Below are 18385 nucleotides of genomic sequence, written 5' to 3'. Positions count from 1 at the left end.
CCGACACGAAGCTCCAGGCAAACAATCCGCCGCCCACGCTTCTCTTTCTTCTCAATCTTCAGTTTTCAAAGAGCACGCCGATCAGATCGGCGGTGGGACATCCGGACAAGTCCGGTCATACCCTGAGGAGGGTCGCTGCAAAGCGGCTCTCGATAGATGATGACGATGGCGGCGCAAAACCGAACCGGTCAGAACAATTTGCCCCGAACCAGTTCTCGGCGGACCGTCCGGCCCGCCCCGGCGCCACCGCCGTCGTCGATGAACGCGATATAGGCCACCCCATCCGGACCTGTCAACGACCACAGTCGCAAAAACTTCGCAAAGTTCGATCGGATCGGCCGCGGGCCTCGGCAAGTCCGGACTAAGTCTTTGTTCGGACTGCGTGTTTGGGAGATGCGGAAATCTCGCATGGTCGATGCCGACGGTGGCGGTCCTGCAAATCGGGCACTGGCCCGTCGGTCCGAACCCCTGCCTCAAAGGGGTGAGCAGCGTTCCGCGGAGCATATGGGTGCCCCACAAACTCTGATCAGAGTTCGGCCATCGGGTTCGGCGGTCTGATGGGTGCGTCACCGCAGGGGGCCGAATGGAATCGGACTGCGTCGCTCGGGAATTTGCCTCCCAGCATGCCGGACGAGCGGATTGGGGAGGCCATGGCACTCCCCCATTCAATCACGCGATTGCGCGGTAGCGCGGGGATGGGGTGTGTGCGGCGATGGCGCCGGGGGTGACGCCTGCGCCGGGGCGGCGAGGCACACGCGGCGGCAGCGGTCCGGGACGCGAAAAGTGAGCCCGCGACCGTTTGTGCAGCGGCAGCGGTTTGGCATGGGTCCTCGGGTCAAGCCCGAGGATGACACCTGAGTTGGGTGATGCAGATCCCCGTCATCCGCTGCACCGAGCCGCAATCGGTCCGACTATGGGCGCCACATTGTCCTCCGAGACAAGCGCTCACCCATCCACCGCGCGTCATCCTCGGGCTTGACCCGAGGCCCCATGCCTCGACCGCGCCAGCATCCTCTCCGCTGCAGAAGGCACACGGGCCGGACCGCGCGCCGAGATGGTCCGCGCAACGGCGGCGCCCCCCACCCGCACCACGCCCGCTAGGCGCCGCCGTGCCTCGCGAACCGGCGTTCTGCCATCCCGCCGACGTGCCTCCAATCGACGACAGCCCGGCCCCGCGACGCCAACGCCTTCGCACGCCCTTCTCCGGCATCGCGCCGTCTCGGGTACATGGATTCGCGCGCGTACGCGTAAGCGGCGGAAGATCGATCGAAGGACGGGCGATGACTTGAGACAGGCCGGCGGGCCCTGTATGCCCTATGGATCATGTCACCCGCGGCAGCTCGCCGGGGGATATGGTCGATATTTCGCCACCTTGTGCGCCGAAGGCGGAAGCGGGGATATCCAGAGGCGACGACGAGAGGGATGGTGCGCTTGCCGCAACACACGCCGGCATTCGGGGACGAGCCGCCGCTGATCAGCGACCGAAGGCGCAAGCCCGACCGTCGCCAGGTCTCGGCGCGCTGGCTGGCCGGCACGCTTCTCACCGGCCTGACCTCGACGGCGCTGATGGGCATCGCCCTGTCGGCAGCCCTCGACGGCCATCGCGGCGCCGCCCGGCCCGCCGGTCTCGCCGCCGCCTTCGCCCCCAGCGAGGATCTCAACGAAAAGGGCGAGCGCGTCGTTGCCACCGCCCTCCCCGTCGCCCGCAGCCGGCAGGTCGTCGAATTGTCGACCATGACCCGCGAGGGCGACCGCGAGGTCATCCGCACCCTGCCCTTCGGCTATGTCAACATGCTGCTCGGCGCCCGCCACCAGACCAGCATCGACTATCCGGCCTTCGATCCGCTCAACATCTTCGCCGACCCGGACGCCGACGAACCGGAATCCGGCGACGAAGGCCAGGCCGCGCAGCTCTACGGTGCGCGGGTCGAGGCCGAGGTGCGGCTGAAGGTCGAGCCCTTCGACTTCGATCCCGACAGCTACGAGCGCGTCGACGACATCGGCACCAGCGAGGCCGAGCGCCTGGTGCGGCAGGTCTCGCCGTCGCTCGCCTATGCGCCGGTGCAGGTCGCCTCGCTCAACACGGTCGATCCGCTGCGCTTCAACCTGACCAGCGACGCCGCCGAATACGAGCCGGGATCGGCCTTCCGCGTGATCGAGGAGAACGTCTCCCTCGCGCCGTCCGACACCGGCAGCGACCGGCCGGAATTCCACGAAGAGGTCATCCCGCTGCGCGAAGCCGCCAAGATCGCCGCCGTGCTCGATGCCAATGGCTATGACGAGAGCAAGAGCGGCAAGGCGGTCGAGGCGCTCGCGGCGCGGCTGGAAGCCGATGCCCTGAAGCCCGGCGATGCCCTGCGCGTCGGCGTCGAGACGATCGGCGAGGCCGCGACGGTGGTCCGCCTCTCTGCCTATCGCGGCACCCGCCACCTGGGCACCGTCGCCGAAACCGAGGACGGCCCGTTCGAGCCGGCGCAGGCCCCCGAAATGGGCGGCTCCGTCGCCGCCGCCTTCGACAGCAGCGAAAGCGAGGCGCCGCTGCGCGCCAAGATGCCGACCGTCTATGACGGGCTCTACCAGGCCGCGCTCGCCTATGGCCTCAACGACCGCCTCTGCCAGCAGCTGGTGCAGATGCTGGCCACCGAGGTCGATCTGCAGTCCCGCCTCAGCCCGACCGACCGCATCGCCGTCTTCTACTCCATGGAGGAAGGCAAGGAGGAGGCGACCGACGAATCCGAGATGCTGTTCGTCGATGTCCGCTTCGGCGAGACCTCCCGGCGCTTCTACCGCTTCCGGCCGAAAGACGCCGAAAGCGCCGACTATTTCGACGCCGACGGGCGCAGCGCCAAGCAGTTCCTGTTGCGCAAACCCGTCCCCAGGGGCCGCTTCAGCTCGGCCTTCTCGACCGGCCGCAAGCATCCCGTGCTCGGCTATGTCCGCCCGCACTGGGGCGTCGACTGGGCCGCCCCGGGCGGCACGCCGATCCTGGCGTCCGGCGACGGCGTCGTGAAGAAGGCCGGCTGGGTCAGCGGCTACGGACGGCAGACCATCGTGCGCCACGCCAATGGCTACGAGACCTCCTATTCGCACCAGAGCGGCATCGCCAAGGGCGTCAAGGTCGGCTCGCGCGTGCGCCAGGGCCAGGTGATCGGCTATGTCGGCTCGACCGGCCTGTCGACCGGCAACCACCTGCATTACGAACTCGCGGTGAACGGCCAGAAGGTCGACCCGATGCGCATCAAGCTGCCGTCGGGCCGGGTGCTGGAGGGCGAGGAACTCGCGACCTTCCAGCGCGAGCGCGACCGGATCGACGAATTGCTGCGCGAGCGGGTGGAAACGCCATTGCTGGCGGCCCGCTAGGCAGCGTTCGCGCGATCAGACTCGTGCTGCGGACAGGCCGCCGACCGAAGCCGGACGACGGCGAGGTGCCGGATTATTCGAAGGCGTTGAGGGAGCGGACGAACCGGCTTTCCTCGACCATCCGCCAGCGCAGGCTTTCGGACAGCGGGACGATCTCGTTCGGACGGCCCATGTCGCCGACATCGGCGCGGATATGGGCGTCGAGCAGGGACATCGACCGGTCCAGCCGTTCCGCCGATTTCATGGCCTGGCCAGCACGCTGCGAGCGCTTTGCGATCTTCAGTCCGAACATGTCGCCACCCCTTCGGCGGATCATCATCAATCCATGGGATGTGCGATAGTCGCGCTGGCATTTCCAGCGATAAGATCTAAACTGATCGGTGAGTTGCACTCATCGGTCCCGCGCATGTCCCGGCACAGCCAGCTTCCCCTGATCGAAACCGATCTCGCGCGCACCTTCGTCGCCATCTGCGACACGGGGAGTTTTTCGCGCGCCGCCGACCGCGTCGCCCGCACGCCCTCGGCGGTCAGCCTGCAGATGAAGAAGCTCGAAGAGATATTGCGCCGCGAATTGTTCGTGCGCGAGGGCCGCACCGTGCGCCTGACCAGCGATGGCGAGGCGTTCCTGGGCTACGCCCGCCGCCTGATGGATCTCAACGAAGAGACCGTGTCGCGCTTCCTGACGCAGGGCATCGAGGGGCGCGTCGTTTTCGGCGCCCCCGACGACATCGGCTATATCGCCGTGCCGCAGATCCTCAAGCGCTTCGCCTCGACCCATCCGCAGGTCGAGGTCGATGTGAAGCTGCGTTCGAGCGATGATCTGCGCCGGCTCTGCGATGCCGGCGAACTAGACCTGGCGGTGCTGGCCTGCGGCGAATACGGCCAGCGCAAGGTCACCATCGTGCACACGGAAAATCTCGTCTGGGCCGGCCTGAAGCACGGCGGCGCCATTTCCCGCGAGCCGCTTCCGCTGGCGCTCGCCAGCCGCGGCTGTGCCTGGCGGGCCATCGCGCTCGATGCGCTCGATGCCGCCAATGTGCGCTATCGCATCGCCTATTCCAGCGGTCATTCCCAAGGCCAGATCGCCGCGGTCCTGGCCGACCTCGCCATCGCGCCCCTGCCGGAAAGCCATGTCACGGCGCCGCTGCAGAAGCTCGGCGCGGCGGAAGGTCTGCCGCCCTTGCGGCAATACGAGGTGGCGCTGATGAAGCGGCGCGGCTGCAGCGCCGTCGCCGAGGCGCTGGCCGAGCATGTCGTGGCGAGTTTCGCCGACCTGCAGCCGACCCCGACGCTCGCCTTCGCCTGACCGCGTTCCGGCTACCGAAGAGCTTTCGGCCCCGTCCGCGGCACGGCCCGCGCGACCTCACTTGCAATAGGTCGCCCCGTTGCGACGGGCGGCAATGTCGAGATGGAAATGGGTCGCGTGGTCGGCGTCGGTGCCCGGCCCCAGCACCGTCTTGAACGGCCCGCAGGCGCCCTCGCGAATCTGGCGCTGGAACGCCTGCTCGGGCGAGCCGTCCGCCTGCTTTTCGACGCCCAGCCGGCGCCCGCTGGCAAAGCCGAAATCGGCGACGTCCACGGCGCTGCCGCGGGCATGTTCGGAAATGCGGCTGCCGGATGAGCGGCTGCGGCAGACATAGGTGGAGGCATGGCGAAACGCGGTGACCGCATCGCCGGGAAACTGCGCCTTTGCCGCGGGCAACACGCTGCTCGCCACCCAGATGTCCAGCGCCAGCGCCGAGCGGCAAAGAAGCTGCGTCGGCTGGGCGATCGTCACGCCCGACGACAGCCGGTCGAGATCGACCGGGCGCAGGACACCGCAATCGCCTTCGCTGATGCTGTCGCCCACTGTGAAGGTGACGCCGCGCCGGGTGAGTTCGTCCTCGCAGATCCTGGCGTCGGCGATGGCGGCGGCCGCCGCGACGGCGGCTTCCGGGGTAATGGCCGGGTCCCGGTCGCGCAGCTCCGCCGGCGTCGCCCGGTCGCTCTGTTCGGTGGGCGTGTCTGCTGCGGGCGATGCGGCCTGGCGACCGGCGGGACGCCGCTCCGGCAACGGAATCGCGGTGACAGGACGCTCGGCGGCTTCGTCGCCGGACAGCGGCGCGTTGGCGGTATCGTCGGCCGCCTCGGACGAAGCGCCGGTCCCCGCGTCTGGCAAGCCATCGTCGGAGCGTTGTGCAGTCGCGGGGGCAGCGGTCATCAGCAGCACAGCGACCAGGGCCGGCGCGACCAGGCAACGCCGTGGCAACGGGAAGAGACGGCTCTGGAAGTTCCCGGTCCTTGGCATGACGCGTCGCCTTCGATTTGCCGCCGACGCGATGCCGCGGCACCGTTGCTGGCCTGACGCCCGCAGCTAGTGGCACGGGCGACGCCCGCCAGTATCCGTAGGGGAAGCGCGTCGCCCCCCGCGTCCCGTCTGCAGCGGTCCCGGCGCGCGCCGCGCATCGCGCCTCTTGCGCCGCAGAGCGGGTTCGCGACACTGTGCGCCGCAAAGGCCGGGGCCTCATCGGGCCGAGGCGGCGAGAGGAACAGGATGAGCGTTCTCGTGACCGGCGGCGCCGGCTATATCGGCAGCCACATGACTCTCGGGCTCCTTGCCCGGGGTGAAGAGGTCGTGGTCGTGGACGATCTGAGCACCGGCTTCGACTGGGCCATCCCCGAAGGCGTGACATTCGCGAAGGGCGACATCGGCGATGCCGTCTTCCTCGAGGCGGTGTTTGCGGAGCACAGGCCGGAGACGGTGCTGCATCTCGCCGGCTCGCTTCTCGTCGAGGAATCGGTGGCCGATCCGCTGGGCTACTACGCCAACAACACGGTCGCCTCGCATCTCCTCATCGCGACGGCCGTCCGCCACGGCGTCCCGCATTTCGTTTTCTCCTCCAGCGCGGCCGTCTACGGCATGCCGGGCAGCGAGCCGGTGCGCGAAACCGCCGAACTGCGGCCGGTCTCGCCCTATGGGCGGTCCAAGCTGATGACCGAGATGATGCTGGAGGATGTCGCCCGTGCCCATCCGATGCGCTACGCCGCCCTGCGCTATTTCAACGTCGCCGGCGCCGATCCCGAGGGCCGCGCCGGGGAGTCCACCCATTCGTCGACGCATCTGGTGAAGGTCGCCTGCGAGACCGCCTTCGGCCTGCGCGATCACGTCAGCATCTTCGGCAGCGACTACCCGACGCCGGACGGCACGGCAGTGCGAGACTACATCCACGTGACCGACCTTGCGGCCGCCCATCTCGACGCCATCGCCTATCTGCGCCGGGGCGGCGAGAGCCTGGTCAGCAATGTCGGCTATGGCCGCGGCTTTTCGGTTCGCGAAGTGCTGGAGACCGTGCGCCGGGTGCACGGCCAGGATTTCGATATCCGCTCGGCCGGGCGCCGGGCGGGCGATCCGGCGATGATCGTCGCCGACGGCAGCACCGCCCGCGAGACGCTGGGCTGGACACCGAAATACGACGATCTGCCCACCATCGTCGCGCATGCCCTGCGCTGGGAGGACCGGCTGCGCTTTCGCAATCATCGCTAGGGCGACGTGAGCATGCGGGGCCGCAACCGATGGCGGGCCGCTCCTCTGACCCGCAGCCGGATATTGCGGAAATGCCGTCGTCATGGCGCAACCTTCGCCCGGCGATCTTGTTGCGGACAGTTGGATGCGAAGGACGAAACCGGGCATGGGTCCGTGAATGGTTGAGATGAGTTGCACCGACCCCGAGATTCCGCAGGCCATGCCCATCGCGCCCGTGCCCGCCGGGCCGTCGGAGTGGCAGATCTTCCATTACAACGAAACGATCTGGCCGGCGGTGCTGGAGCTGTGCGACGGCGCCCGCACGAGCCTTGCGATCGAGCAGTACATCTTCGCAGCGGACACGATCGGCACCCGGCTGATGGATGTCCTGACCAAGGCCGCCCGGCGCGGCGTCCATGTCCGCCTGCTCGTCGATGCCTTCGGCAGCGCCGAGCAGGCCCGGAGCCCGGCGGGCGCCGCGTTCCGGCAGGCCGGCGGTGAACTCGTCCGCTACAATCCGCTGAGCCGGCTTCTGCGCAATCCGATCAGCGGCATGCACCGCCTGCACCGCAAGTCGGTCATCGCCGACGGGCGGCGGATGATGGCCGGCGGCGCCTGCTATTCCGACCGCATGGCCGACTGGCGCGACACGATGGTGCGCATCGAGGGCCCCATCGTGCCGGCAGCCCTCGCCGCCTTCGAGACCGCCTGGGCCTATGCCAACGGCATCTCGGCCCGCCGGAGCCGCAGCCAGTCTGCCGAAGCGACCTGCGGCGCCGGCCACTGGAATTACCTGACCAGTGATCCGGTGCGGCCGGCCCGCCAGCAAATCTACCAGGCATTGCTGAGCCGGCTGCGCGACGCCGAAACGTCCATCGACCTGGCGACGCCCTATCTGTTCCCGGACCGGAAGATCTGGTCGGCGCTGACCGGCGCACGGCAGCGCGGCGTGCGCGTTCGCCTGCTGCTGCCGGCCGTCAGCGACCATCCGGCGATCGATCTCGTCTCACAGCGTTTCGCCGCCGCGCTCGCGCGCCGCGGGGTCGAGGTCCACGGCTACCTGCCGGGCATGATGCACGCCAAGCTGGCGATCATCGACGACTGGAGCATGGTCAGCAGCTTCAATCTCGACATGCTGAGCATCGGCCTGAATGTCGAGAACGGCCTCGCCACGACGTCGCCGGCCTTCCGCGCGGTCCTCGCCGATCAGTATGCGTGCGACATCGCCACGTCCCGCCGCTTCTGATCGCCGTCGGCGCCCATCAGCGACAGGTCGGCCCAGACCGGCAGATGGTCCGAGGCGAGCCGCGCCCGCTCCGAGCTGTGCACGGCCGCCGCATCCACATGGATGTCGAGGCTGGTGATGATCCGGTCGAAGGAGACGAAGGGCATCTGCGAGTGGAAGCTGAGACCCGGCGCGATGACGTGATGGTCCTCGGCGAAATGGGCCAGGCACCCGCCCTCGGTGTTCCACTGGTTGAGATCGCCCATCATCACCGTCGGCAGCGGTTCTTCCAGACTCGCCAACTGGTCGAGCACCGCCCGGGCCTGCCGCTTGCGCCACAGCCCGACAAGGCCGAGATGCATGCCGACGACCCGGATCTTCAGATCGCCGATCTGCAGATCCGCCAGCGCCGCGCCGCGCGGCTCCAGCGCCGGCAGCACCAGCCGCTTGCGGCGCAGCAATTCGACGTCCTTGCGCACCAGGATCGTATTGCCGTGCCAGCCGAGGCTGCCCGGCCGCACGCCGAAGCGGATCGGCCGGAAATGCGTCATCTCCGCGATCAGGCTCGGCGACAGGGACGACAGCCGGTCGCCGAGCCGGCGGTCGACCTCCTGCAGCGCGACGATATCGGCATCGAGTTCGGTGAGGACGTCGAGAATCTGCTTCGGCCGCCGGCGCCAGTCGGTGCCGACGCTCTTGCGGATATTGTAGGACGCGACACGAAACATGAGACCTCGTTCCCAAGCCGGAGCCGGGATCATTGCCCCTGTCCGCGCTCTCCGCAATGACCGCTCCTCAAGGAACGCGCCGGGATGCGGGATCATCCGGCCGCGGCAACGCCGCTGTCACGACCGTGAAAATGAACCAGCGGCGCGTTCGATCCATCGGCGGCGTAGCTTCCTGCCCGGCGCGAGGCGAACGCGCCTCACGCAGCGAGAGGCAGGATCACCAGTTCGAAGGTCACGCAGACCGGATTGTCGCCATGGACGAGCCGGCCCTCGAAGATCGTGCCGTCCATCGCCACCACGCTGACGTCGAGTTGCGGCTCGGACGTGCCGGCCCCGATCCGGCCGTCGCGGATCAGCAACTCCGACGCATAGGAATCCATCGCCGGGCCGTTCACAAAGCGCCCGCCGTTGAGGCTGCCGATGCCGCAGAGGCGCGCGTCGGTGATCCCGCGTTCCGCGCAGATCGCCGCGATGGCGGTGCCGACGTCCTGGTTGGGCCGCAGGGTGACGGCCAGCGCATGCGGACCGTTGCCAGGACCGGATCCAGACACGCCGGCGCGTGGCATCGTTTCTGCGGCGAACAGGGTGAAATTGGTCTCGTCGTCGTGCCGCGCGACAAAGCTGGCACCGACGAGTCCTGTGCCGCGGACATGCAGCGGCGCGGCCGTGCGGGTGTCGAGCGGCAGCATGTGCCCCATCGCCCGGTCGCCGGCCGGATCGGTCCAGATGCCGTGGCAGTGCAGGAAGGGTTCGCCGTCGCGCCAGCCGACGATGGCGCCGGCCGCCTCGACGGTGACGATGCCTTCCGGCGCGAAGGTCTCGCTGTACCAAGCCGCGTGGCTCGGGCCCGGCGAGCCTGCGGGCATCACGTAGCGAAACGGCGCGAAGCGACCGCCGGACAAATCGACCCAGGCGCCGTCGCAGCCTGCTGCCGCGAGACCCGCGGCGATCCCGGCATTGACGATCTCGCCGGCCGGCACGGTGAAGTCGAGCGGCACCGCGCGCGCCGGCGCGACGCAGGATCGCTCTCCCGCCTCCGGGCCCGGATGAACGATCCGCCGGGGCGCGGTCACGACAATTCCGTTCGCGAAGAGATCGACGGGCGGAGGACTGGCCCGGTGCTCACGCCGCGCGCTCGCCATCCAGCAGCCCGCGGTCTTCCAGTGCTTGGCGCACCAGCTTCTTGGTGATCTTCCCATAGGCCGATTTCGGCATTTCGTCGACGAAGACGAAGCGCTTGGGCAGCTTGTAGCGCGACATCTTCCCGTCGAGGAAAGCCCCGAGCTCGGCTTCGCCGACGCTTTCGCCGGCGACAGTCACGCAGACCGCGATGCCGACCTCGCCCCAGACCGGATCGGGCACGCCGAGGACCGCGACCTCGCTGATCTTCGGATGGGTGAGGATCTTCTCCTCGATCTCGCGCGGATAGACGTTGGAGCCGCCGGAAATGTACATGTCCGAGGCGCGGCCGGTGATCGACAGATAGCCCTCGGCATCGAGATGGCCGAGATCGCCAGTGCGGAACCACCCGTTGCGAAACGCCTTCGCATTGGCGTCCGGGTCGTCGTAATAGCCCGCAAAGACCGCCGGGCCGGTGACGCAGATCTCGCCGGTCTCGTTCGGTCCGAGTTCGGTGCCCGCCTCGTCCTGGATGGAGATCGCCATGCCGGTGCGCTCGTAGCCGCAGCTGCCGATGCGCGCCGCCGCGTCGTCGGCCGAATGCTCATGGGCCGGCAGGACGGTGATGTTGCCGGTCACCTCGCCCAGCCCGAAATACTGCACGATCACCGGGCCGAGCGTCTCCAGCGCCCGCTTCTGGTCGGCGCGGTACATGGGCGCGCCGGCATAGATCACGTGGCGCAGCGAGGAATGGTCGTATTCGGCCGCCGCCGGATGCTCGACCAGCATCTTCAGGATGGTCGGCACGGTGAACATGTTCGTCACGCGCCATTCCTGGACGAGGCGCCAGGCGGCGGCGATGTCGAAGCGCTCGGTCGGCATCAGGATGGTCTTCGCCCCCGCCGCGACCTGCGTCAGCTGATGGACGCCCGCGCCATGCGACAGCGGCGCGACCACCAGCGAGGCGTCGCGCGGCCCGGTGCCGGGCATCAGGTCGCAGAGATGGTTGGTCGCCACGAAGGACATCTGGCCGTGGGTCAGCACCGCCGCCTTCGGCCGGCCCGTGGTGCCCGAGGTGAAGAAGAACCAGCAGGGATCGTCGCGATCGACCGAAGCATTCGCCACCGCGACCCCGCGATGGGCGGCTACCAGCGTGTCGTAATCCTCGCCGAATGCGGCTGCACCAATGGCGACGCCGAAGCCGAGATCGGGACAGGCCGCCCGGCAGGCTTCGGCATGATCGGGAAAGGCGGCGTTGCAGATCATCCCCGTCGCGCCGCTGGCCCTGGCGAGATAGGCGACCTCGTCCGGCGTCTGGCGGAAATTCGTCGGCACCCAGACCGCGCCGAGGCGGAAGCAGGCGAACATGGATTCGAACATCTGGTTGCAGTTCTGCGACTGCACCAGGATCCGGTCGCCCTTGGACACGCCGTAGCGATCGCGCAGCGCCGCCGCCATCGCCGAGGCCCGCGCGTCGATCTCGGCCCAGCTCCATTCCGCCTCACCCCAGACGAGGCCGACCTCGCCGCCGAGGCGGCGGGCGGCCCGCGTCAGGAAATGCGCGAGATTGGCGACCCGCGTCGATTGCGGCGCGACGCCGCCCTTCGGGTCGCCCGTCAGGACGCCTGTCGTCACTTGGCGCGCTCCAGGATGGAGACGTAATTGGCGACCGCCGCGCCGCCCATGTTGAAGACGCCGGCCATCTTGGCCTCCGGCACCTGCATGTCGCCGGCCTCGCCCATCAGCTGCATCGCCGCCATCACATGCATCGAGACGCCGGTGGCACCGATCGGATGGCCCTTCGATTTCAGCCCGCCGGACGGGTTCACCGGCAGCCGGCCGTCCTTGGCCGACACGCCGTCGCGGATCACCCGGTAGCCCTGGCCGGGCTCGGCGAGGCCCATCGCCTCGTATTCGATCATCTCGGCGATGGTGAAGCAGTCATGGGTCTCGACGAAGTCGAGATCGTCCAGGGACACGCCGCCATCCTCCAGTGCCCGGGACCAGGCCCGGCGCGCGCCGGCGAACTCGGTCACGTCGCGGCGGCTGAGCGCCAGGACGTCGTTCATGTGACGGCGCGAGCGGAAGGCGATCGCCCGCTCGAGGCCGGCCGCCGTTTCCTCGTCGGCCAGAACGATCGCGGCCGCGCCGTCGGAGATCAGCGAACAGTCGGTGCGCCGCAGCGGCGCGGCGACATAGGGGTTCTTGTCGGAGATGGTGTTGCAGAACTCGAAGCCGAAATCCTTGCGCATGTGAGCGTAGGGATTGGCCATGCCGTTCTTGTGGTTCTTGGCGGCGATCATCGCCAGTTCCTCGGAGCGGTCGCCGTATTTCTGGAAATATTGCTGGGCGATCCGCCCGAACAGGCCGGCGAACCCGCCCTCGACCTCGGCCTCCTCCTCGCGGTAGCTCGCCCCCAGCAGGATGTCGCCGGTCTGGACGGTCGGGATCGCCGTCATCTTCTCGGCGCCGACCACCAGCGCGATCCGCCCGCGGCCGGATTCGATGAAGTCGATGGCGCTGTAGAGCGCCGCCGAGCCGGTGGCGCAGGCGTTTTCCATCCGCACCGCCGGCACCATGCCGAGCCCCTCATGGGCCATCCCGACGAGGGCGCCCTGGAAGTCCTGCTTGGAGAAACCGTTGTTCATGACGCCGACGAAGACGCCGTCGACGCTCTCGGCGCCGATCCCGGCATGCTCCAGCGCCGGGGCGACGACCTCGCCCATCAGCGCCTGGGTCGTCGGCGCCTCGGACTTGCCGAAATGGCTGTGCGACCAGCCGACCATCTGTGCCTTGCTCATTGCCTGATCCTTTCGAGTTCGAACTGCGCCGCAGCCTGCCCGCTTGCGGGGCCGCCGGGTGCGGCGCGCTTGTCCGCCGGTGGCGTCGTCTGCGGTCTCGTGTTGTCCTGTCGCGGGCCGTCGGGCGCGAACATCTGGCGCAACCGAGCTTCGACGGCCTTGACCTCGTGGTCGATGAGGGAGGCCAGCTCGCCTTGCCGGGTCTCGCCCATGCGGCTGTCGATCGCCGAGAGGCTGAGCGCGCCGGCGACCCGGCCGTCGGGATAATGCACCACCTTCGCGATGGCCCAGGAGTTCGGCAGCACCAGACCCGGATTGACGGCGAAGCCGCGCGCGCGGGTCAGCGCCACATGCTGGCGGATGATCTCCGGCGAATAGAGCGGATAGCCCGCCGCCATGATCTCACGATTGGCGGCCAGCACCCGCTCGATCTCCGCGTCCGGCAGCGTCGCCAGGATCGCCAGCGATCCGCCGCCGACGCCGAGCGGATGCCGGTCCCCGACCTCCAGCGCATGGGTGCGGATCGGATAGGCGCCCTCCTCGCGGTGCAGGCAGACCGCGAAGGCATCGCGCCGCACCGACAGGAAACTCGTGTCGCCGCTGCGGGCCGACAGGGCGATGAGGCTTTCCATCGCGACATCGAGCAGGCCGTAGCGGCGCGAGGCCAGAACGCCGAGGACGAACGCCTCCTCGCCGAGATGGTAGCGCCGGCTGACCGGTTCCTGCTCGACGAGACGCGAGCGCATCAGCGCCAGGAGAAGCCGCCGCGCGGTGGCGCGGTTGAGACCGCTTTCCTCGACCACGGTGGACAGCGACACGCCGCCGGCGTGCCGGCTGATCAGCGACAGGAGCGCCAGCGCCCGGTCGACGCTCTGGGCTCCGCCGATCTCGCGTGCGACGGGTTGATCTCCACCCAATCGCGCCTCCCCGATGTCCACATTATGGATGCCGTTTCTCACGGCACATTGTCGAGCAAAGGATATCCGGTTGCAAGCGGTCCGGCATGCTGGCAATGTTTGCCCCGCTTACAAGGTCGATAGTCCACCATGTGGATGCTCGGGAGGTTGAGCCGGCCTTTGACTTCATTCGATCGGGGAGGACCGACCTTGAAATTCGCCAGATTCGTGGCCGCAACGGCCATCGCCACCACGCTTGCCGCCCTGCAGCTGACGCCGGCCTTCGCCGAGACGCTGCGCCTGTCGCACAACACCAACGACACCACGACCTGGCAGAAGGGCGCCGAGAAGTTCAACGAGCTGCTCCAGGAAAAGAGCGGCGGCGAACTCGACATCCGCATCTTCCCGAACGCCCAGCTCACCGGCGGCGACCAGATGAAGCAGGCCGAGATGGTCGGCCGCGGCGCCCTCGACTTCGTCGTCACCTCGGCGATCAACGTCACCCCGCTGGTGCCCGAGATGGCGGTGTTCTCGCTGCCCTATCTCTACACCGACTATGACGACGTCGACGCCACCACGTCGGGCGCCCCCGGCGACCGCATGGAAGAGATCATGGCCGGCCACGGCATCGTGGTCCTCGCCTGGGGCGAGAACGGCTTCCGCGAGGTGACCAACAACGTCCATCCGATCAAGACGCCGGACGACCTCAAGGGCCTGAAGATGCGCGTCGCCGGCCCGATGTATATCGACGTCATGAACGCGCTGGGCGCCAATCCGCAGCAGATGCAGTGGACCGAGACCTTCTCGGCCCTGCAGCAGGGCGTCGTCGACGGCCAGGAGAACCCGATCGGCGCGGTGATCATTCCGCAGCGGGTCTACGAGGTGCAGAAGTACATCACCCCCTGGCACTATTCCTACGATCCGATCTTCGTCGGCGTCAGCCAGAAGCTCTGGGACAGCTGGGATGCCGAGCGCCAGGAGATGGTCCGCGCCGCCGCCGAGGAGGCGATGGCCTACCAGAAGAAGATCACCCGCGAGGACACCGCCTCGGGTATCGAGTTCCTGAAGGAAAAGGGCATGGAGGTCTACGAGGCGAACGCCGAGGAGATCGACGCTTTCCGCCAGGCGACCAAGTCGGCCTACGACACCTGGGCCGCCAAGGTCGGCCCGGAGCTGGTGGCGCTGTTCGAGGACACCGTCGCGAACTCCGGCGGCGACGCCGCCAAGCCCGCGAACTGATCGCCTGAAGGGCGGCGTTCTCCGGATCGCCGCCCGTCCCACCCTGCCGGCCAGCTGGATATGTCGATGCGCGCAGTTCTGGAGGATGCGGAGAAGATCGTCTGCGCGGTGATCTTCCTGGTGATGACCGGGATCGGCTTTCTCAACGTGGTCGTGCGCTACCTGACCAGCTATTCCTTCGCCGCCACCCAGGAAATCCTCCTCAACGGATTTCTTCTGCTGACCATCTTCGGGGCCGCCATCGCCGCCCGCCGCGGCGAGCATCTGGCCGTCACCCTGTTTGCCGACCTCCTGCCGCCGGCCGGCCGCCGCGTCGGCCTGTGGCTCTCCACCAGCCTCTCGGTCTTCCTGCTCTGCCTGTCGGCCTGGTACTGCTATGGCCTCGTCGCGCATCAATATGCCAGCGGCGTCACCTCGCCCGGCCTGCAGGTCCCGGCCTGGTACTACACGCTCGGACTGCCGCTGGGCTTCCTGCTGATCGCCCTGCGCCTCGTCCAGCACACGCTGGGCTTCGACCGCGCCCTGCGCGCCGGGGACGAGCGGCATGCCTGATCTCGATCCGGGCACCCAGATGGTGCTCCTGTTCTTCGTCCTTCTGTTCCTGCGCGTGCCGGTGGCCTTCGCGCTCGGCCTGTCCTCGCTCTACGCCATGTGGGCAATCGGCTTCGGCCTCGATCTCGTCGGCGATCTCCTGGCCAGCGGCATCTCGAAATTCTCGCTGCTGGCGATCCCCTTCTTCATCCTCGCCGGCACGCTGATGGGCACGGTCGGCATCGCCGAGCGGATGATCCGCTTCTTCCGCGTGCTGGTCGGCGCGCTGCCGGGCGGCATGGGCATCGTCGGCACAGTGGTCTGCCTGTTCTGGGGCGCCGTCAGCGGCTCCGGCCCCGCCTCGGTCGCCGCCATCGGTCCGCTGATCATCAAGGGCATGGCCGAGGACGGCTATCCGCGGCCCTTCGCGGCGGCGCTGGTGTGCACCGGCGCGGCCCTGTCGATCGTCATTCCGCCCTCGATCGGCCTCGTGATCTACGGCGTCATCGCCGAAACCTCGATCGCCGAACTCTTCATCGCAGCGATCGTCCCGGGCATGGTCATGGGCGCGCTGATGCTGCTGACCCTGCCCTTCGCCGACCGCGCCCGCACGGCCGCCCGGTCCGGCGCCGGCCTCGCGTCACTCGTCCCGCCGCCCTATGCCGACCGTCCCTATGGCGAGCGGCTGGCGCGCTCCTTCGTCGACGCCTTCTGGGGCCTGCTGACCCCGGTGGTCATTCTCGGCGGCATCTATGCCGGCATCTTCACCCCGACCGAGGCGGCGATCGTCGCCACGGTCTATGCGCTTCTCGTCGGCCTGTTCGTCTATCGCACCCTGACCTGGCGCACGCTCTACGCGGCGCTCGTCGAGGCCAGTTCCTCCTCGGCCGTGGTCATGCTGGTCGTCGCCTTCGCCAGCCTGTTCGGCTGGGTGGTCACGGTGGACGACCTCGTCGGCAAGTATTCCTCGGTGCTTTTGGGCCTCAGCGACAACCAGTGGGTGATCCTCTTCGTCATCATGGCGGTGGTGCTGGTTGCCGGCATGTTCATGGATGCCATCACCATCATGTTCATCACCCTGCCGATCTTCCTGCCGGTGGTGCGCGAGCTCGGCTGGGACCCGGTGTGGTTCGGCGTCCTCCTGATGGTCAATCTGGCGATCGGCCTGTTCACGCCGCCCGTCGGCATCAATCTCTTCGTCGCCGCCAACATCACCCGCCTGTCGCTGGAAAAGATCGCCATGGGCGCGATCCCCTTCCTGTTGACCAGCCTCGTCGGCCTTGCCCTCGTCGCCGCCTTCCCCGGCCTGTCGCGGATTCTCACGGCCTTCATGGGCTGAGCGCCGGGCAACGTGGGAACGGCGCGGCTGCCGATGACGGGCGCAGCGAAGATCGCTATCGTCGCGCGCGACGGTGCCCGCCTCCCAGCCGGCGCCCCTGAAGAGGAGCTTACCCTTGGCCGAGACCAACGCCCTGCACACGACGCCGCTCGACGCCCTGCATGTGGCGCTCGGCGCCCGGATGGTGCCCTTCGCCGGCTATTCCATGCCGGTGCAATATTCCGCCGGCGTCATGAAGGAACATCTCCACACCCGCACCGCCGCCGGCCTGTTCGACGTCTCGCATATGGGCCAGGTGGCGATCCGGCCGAAATCCGGCGATCTTGCCGACGCCGCGCTGGCCCTCGAAACGCTGGTGCCCGTCGATGTCGCCGGTCTGAAGGAAGGCCGCCAGCGCTATGCGGTCTTCACCGGTTCCGACGGTGGCATTCTCGACGATCTGATGATCGCCAATCGCGGCGACCATCTCTTCCTGGTGGTCAACGCCGCCTGCAAGGAGCAGGACATCGCCCATCTGCGCGCCGGGCTTGAGGATACATGCGAGGTCGAGGCCCTGACCGACCGCGCGCTTCTGGCCCTGCAGGGACCCGCTGCCGAGGCCGCGCTTGCCACGCTGAACCCGGCCGTCGCCGAGATGCGCTTCATGGACGTGCGGGCGCTCGACCTCCTCGGCACCGCCTGCATCGTCTCGCGCTCCGGCTATACCGGCGAGGACGGCTACGAGATCTCGGTTCCCGCCGACGCCGCCGAGAAGCTGGCGAAAGCGCTGCTGGCGCTGGAGACGGTGGAGCCGATCGGCCTTGGCGCCCGCGACTCGCTACGCCTGGAAGCCGGGCTCTGCCTCTATGGCAACGACATCGACACCACGACGACCCCGGTAGAGGGCGCGCTGGAATGGTCGATGCAGAAGATCCGCAAGGCCGGCGGCGACCGCGAGGGCGGTTTTCCCGGTGCCGATGTCATCCTGAAGCAGCTCGCCGAGGGTGCGACCCGGCGCCGCGTCGGCCTGTTGCCGGAGGGTCGCGCCCCCGTGCGCGGCGGCACCAGCCTGTTCGCCGAGGCCGAGGGCGGCGCCCCGGTCGGCGCCGTCACCTCCGGTGGTTTCGGTCCGACACTGGAGGCGCCGGTCGCCATGGGTTACGTTCCGGCCGAACTGGCCGGATCGGGCACCCGGCTTTTTGCGGAAGTCCGTGGCAAGCGGCTGGCCGTGACCGTCACCCCCCTGCCCTTCGTCACACCCGGCTACAAGCGCCGCTGAAGCGAGAGGACGTTTACATGTTGAAGTTCACCGAGGAACACGAGTGGCTGCAGATCGACGGCGACATCGCAACGGTCGGCATCACGGAACACGCCACCACCCAGCTCGGCGACCTCGTCTTCGTCGAATTGCCGGCGGTCGGCGCCAGCTTCGCCAAGGGTGACGACGCCGCCGTGGTGGAATCGGTCAAGGCGGCCTCCGAGATCTACGCGCCCCTCGACGGCGAGATCACCGAGGTCAACCAAGCGATCGCCGACGACCCCTCCATCGTCAACAACGACCCGCAGGAGGCCGGCTGGTTCTTCAAGATGAAGCTGTCCGATCCCTCCGCCGCCGAGGCGCTCATGGACGAGGCCGCCTACAAGGCGATGGTCGGGTAAGGACTGA

General features: G+C 68.3%; 17 protein-coding genes. 10 read left to right on the top strand and 7 right to left on the bottom strand.

Annotation, left to right across the window (positions count from 1 at the left end):
• The coding region (locus N7I30_RS09795) for a hypothetical protein (protein ID WP_498638461.1) at nucleotides 1–365 on the top strand (365 nt) is incomplete at its 5' end.
• A gap of 1057 nt (nucleotides 366–1422) precedes the next feature.
• Entirely contained in the window at nucleotides 1423–3360 is a 1938-nt protein-coding gene (locus tag N7I30_RS09790; RefSeq protein WP_370194453.1) for a M23 family metallopeptidase, read from the top strand.
• 73 nt (nucleotides 3361–3433) lie between these two features.
• Here the strand turns inward: N7I30_RS09790 and N7I30_RS09785 are convergent, their stop codons facing one another.
• Nucleotides 3434–3652: a hypothetical protein gene (locus N7I30_RS09785; protein ID WP_024351690.1), complete on the bottom strand. Its 219-nt coding sequence runs from the start codon at nucleotides 3650–3652 to the stop codon at nucleotides 3434–3436.
• Nucleotides 3653–3766: 114 nt separating this feature from the next.
• On the opposite strand from N7I30_RS09785, the gene N7I30_RS09780 reads away from it, so the two are divergent.
• On the top strand, nucleotides 3767–4666 hold the full coding sequence (locus N7I30_RS09780) for a LysR substrate-binding domain-containing protein (RefSeq protein WP_498638458.1): 900 nt from the start codon (nucleotides 3767–3769) through the stop codon (nucleotides 4664–4666).
• Nucleotides 4667–4723: 57 nt separating this feature from the next.
• Here N7I30_RS09780 and N7I30_RS09775 read toward each other — a convergent pair whose 3' ends face one another.
• Nucleotides 4724–5647, bottom strand: a complete 924-nt coding sequence (locus tag N7I30_RS09775) for an extensin-like domain-containing protein (protein ID WP_498638456.1) — start codon at nucleotides 5645–5647, stop codon at nucleotides 4724–4726.
• A 246-nt stretch (nucleotides 5648–5893) separates the two neighbouring features.
• Between N7I30_RS09775 and galE the strand changes: the two genes are divergently transcribed.
• Both galE and N7I30_RS09765 read left to right on the top strand, forming a co-directional pair.
• A complete protein-coding gene (gene galE, locus N7I30_RS09770) occupies nucleotides 5894–6883 on the top strand; it encodes a UDP-glucose 4-epimerase GalE (protein WP_498638455.1) in 990 nt (329 codons plus the stop codon).
• Between the two features lie 166 nt (nucleotides 6884–7049).
• Complete coding sequence (locus N7I30_RS09765; protein WP_498638453.1) at nucleotides 7050–8108, top strand: phospholipase D-like domain-containing protein; 1059 nt, start codon at nucleotides 7050–7052, stop codon at nucleotides 8106–8108.
• On the opposite strand, the gene N7I30_RS09760 is transcribed toward N7I30_RS09765, so the two are convergent.
• The 5 genes from N7I30_RS09760 to N7I30_RS09740 all read right to left on the bottom strand — a co-directional run bounded on the left by N7I30_RS09760 (nucleotide 8069) and on the right by N7I30_RS09740 (nucleotide 13652).
• A complete protein-coding gene (locus N7I30_RS09760) occupies nucleotides 8069–8815 on the bottom strand; it encodes an endonuclease/exonuclease/phosphatase family protein (RefSeq protein ID WP_187391988.1) in 747 nt (248 codons plus the stop codon). The genes N7I30_RS09765 and N7I30_RS09760 overlap by 40 nt on opposite strands.
• A gap of 197 nt (nucleotides 8816–9012) precedes the next feature.
• Entirely contained in the window at nucleotides 9013–9888 is an 876-nt protein-coding gene (locus N7I30_RS09755; RefSeq protein WP_498638451.1) for a PCC domain-containing protein, read from the bottom strand.
• Nucleotides 9889–9937: 49 nt separating this feature from the next.
• Nucleotides 9938–11569 (bottom strand): acyl-CoA synthetase, encoded by a 1632-nt coding sequence (locus N7I30_RS09750; protein ID WP_498638449.1) that lies wholly within the window; start codon nucleotides 11567–11569, stop codon nucleotides 9938–9940.
• A complete protein-coding gene (locus tag N7I30_RS09745) occupies nucleotides 11566–12735 on the bottom strand; it encodes an acetyl-CoA acetyltransferase (protein ID WP_228239890.1) in 1170 nt (389 codons plus the stop codon). The genes N7I30_RS09750 and N7I30_RS09745 overlap by 4 nt, the downstream gene beginning before the upstream one ends.
• Entirely contained in the window at nucleotides 12732–13652 is a 921-nt protein-coding gene (locus tag N7I30_RS09740) for an IclR family transcriptional regulator (RefSeq protein ID WP_498638446.1), read from the bottom strand. Before N7I30_RS09740 ends, N7I30_RS09745 begins: the two co-directional genes overlap by 4 nt.
• Before the next feature lie 189 nt (nucleotides 13653–13841).
• Here N7I30_RS09740 and N7I30_RS09735 point away from each other — a divergent pair, with 189 nt between their 5' ends.
• The 5 genes from N7I30_RS09735 (at nucleotide 13842) to gcvH (ending at nucleotide 18378) form a co-directional block, all read left to right on the top strand.
• The gene (locus N7I30_RS09735; protein ID WP_498638444.1) at nucleotides 13842–14870 is read left to right on the top strand and encodes a DctP family TRAP transporter solute-binding subunit; all 1029 of its coding nucleotides are present in this window, start codon (nucleotides 13842–13844) and stop codon (nucleotides 14868–14870) included.
• A 66-nt stretch (nucleotides 14871–14936) separates the two neighbouring features.
• On the top strand, nucleotides 14937–15422 hold the full coding sequence (locus tag N7I30_RS09730) for a TRAP transporter small permease (RefSeq protein ID WP_024351679.1): 486 nt from the start codon (nucleotides 14937–14939) through the stop codon (nucleotides 15420–15422).
• Nucleotides 15415–16740 carry a TRAP transporter large permease gene (locus N7I30_RS09725; protein WP_188076936.1) on the top strand — a complete coding sequence of 442 codons (1326 nt, stop codon included), beginning with the start codon at nucleotides 15415–15417 and terminating at the stop codon, nucleotides 16738–16740. Before N7I30_RS09730 ends, N7I30_RS09725 begins: the two co-directional genes overlap by 8 nt.
• 115 nt (nucleotides 16741–16855) lie before the next feature.
• Nucleotides 16856–17998 carry a glycine cleavage system aminomethyltransferase GcvT gene (gene gcvT / locus N7I30_RS09720; RefSeq protein ID WP_498638441.1) on the top strand — a complete coding sequence of 381 codons (1143 nt, stop codon included), beginning with the start codon at nucleotides 16856–16858 and terminating at the stop codon, nucleotides 17996–17998.
• Between the two features lie 17 nt (nucleotides 17999–18015).
• Nucleotides 18016–18378 (top strand): glycine cleavage system protein GcvH, encoded by a 363-nt coding sequence (gcvH, locus tag N7I30_RS09715; protein ID WP_187391980.1) that lies wholly within the window; start codon nucleotides 18016–18018, stop codon nucleotides 18376–18378.
• The last annotated feature ends 7 nt before the right edge of the window (nucleotides 18379–18385 follow it).

This window comes from Aurantimonas litoralis, from assembly GCF_026153195.1.
GTDB classification, from domain to species: domain Bacteria; phylum Pseudomonadota; class Alphaproteobacteria; order Rhizobiales; family Rhizobiaceae; genus Aurantimonas; species Aurantimonas coralicida.
Note: the sequence above shows the minus strand (reverse complement) of the source record. Positions and strands in the feature narration are given on the sequence as shown.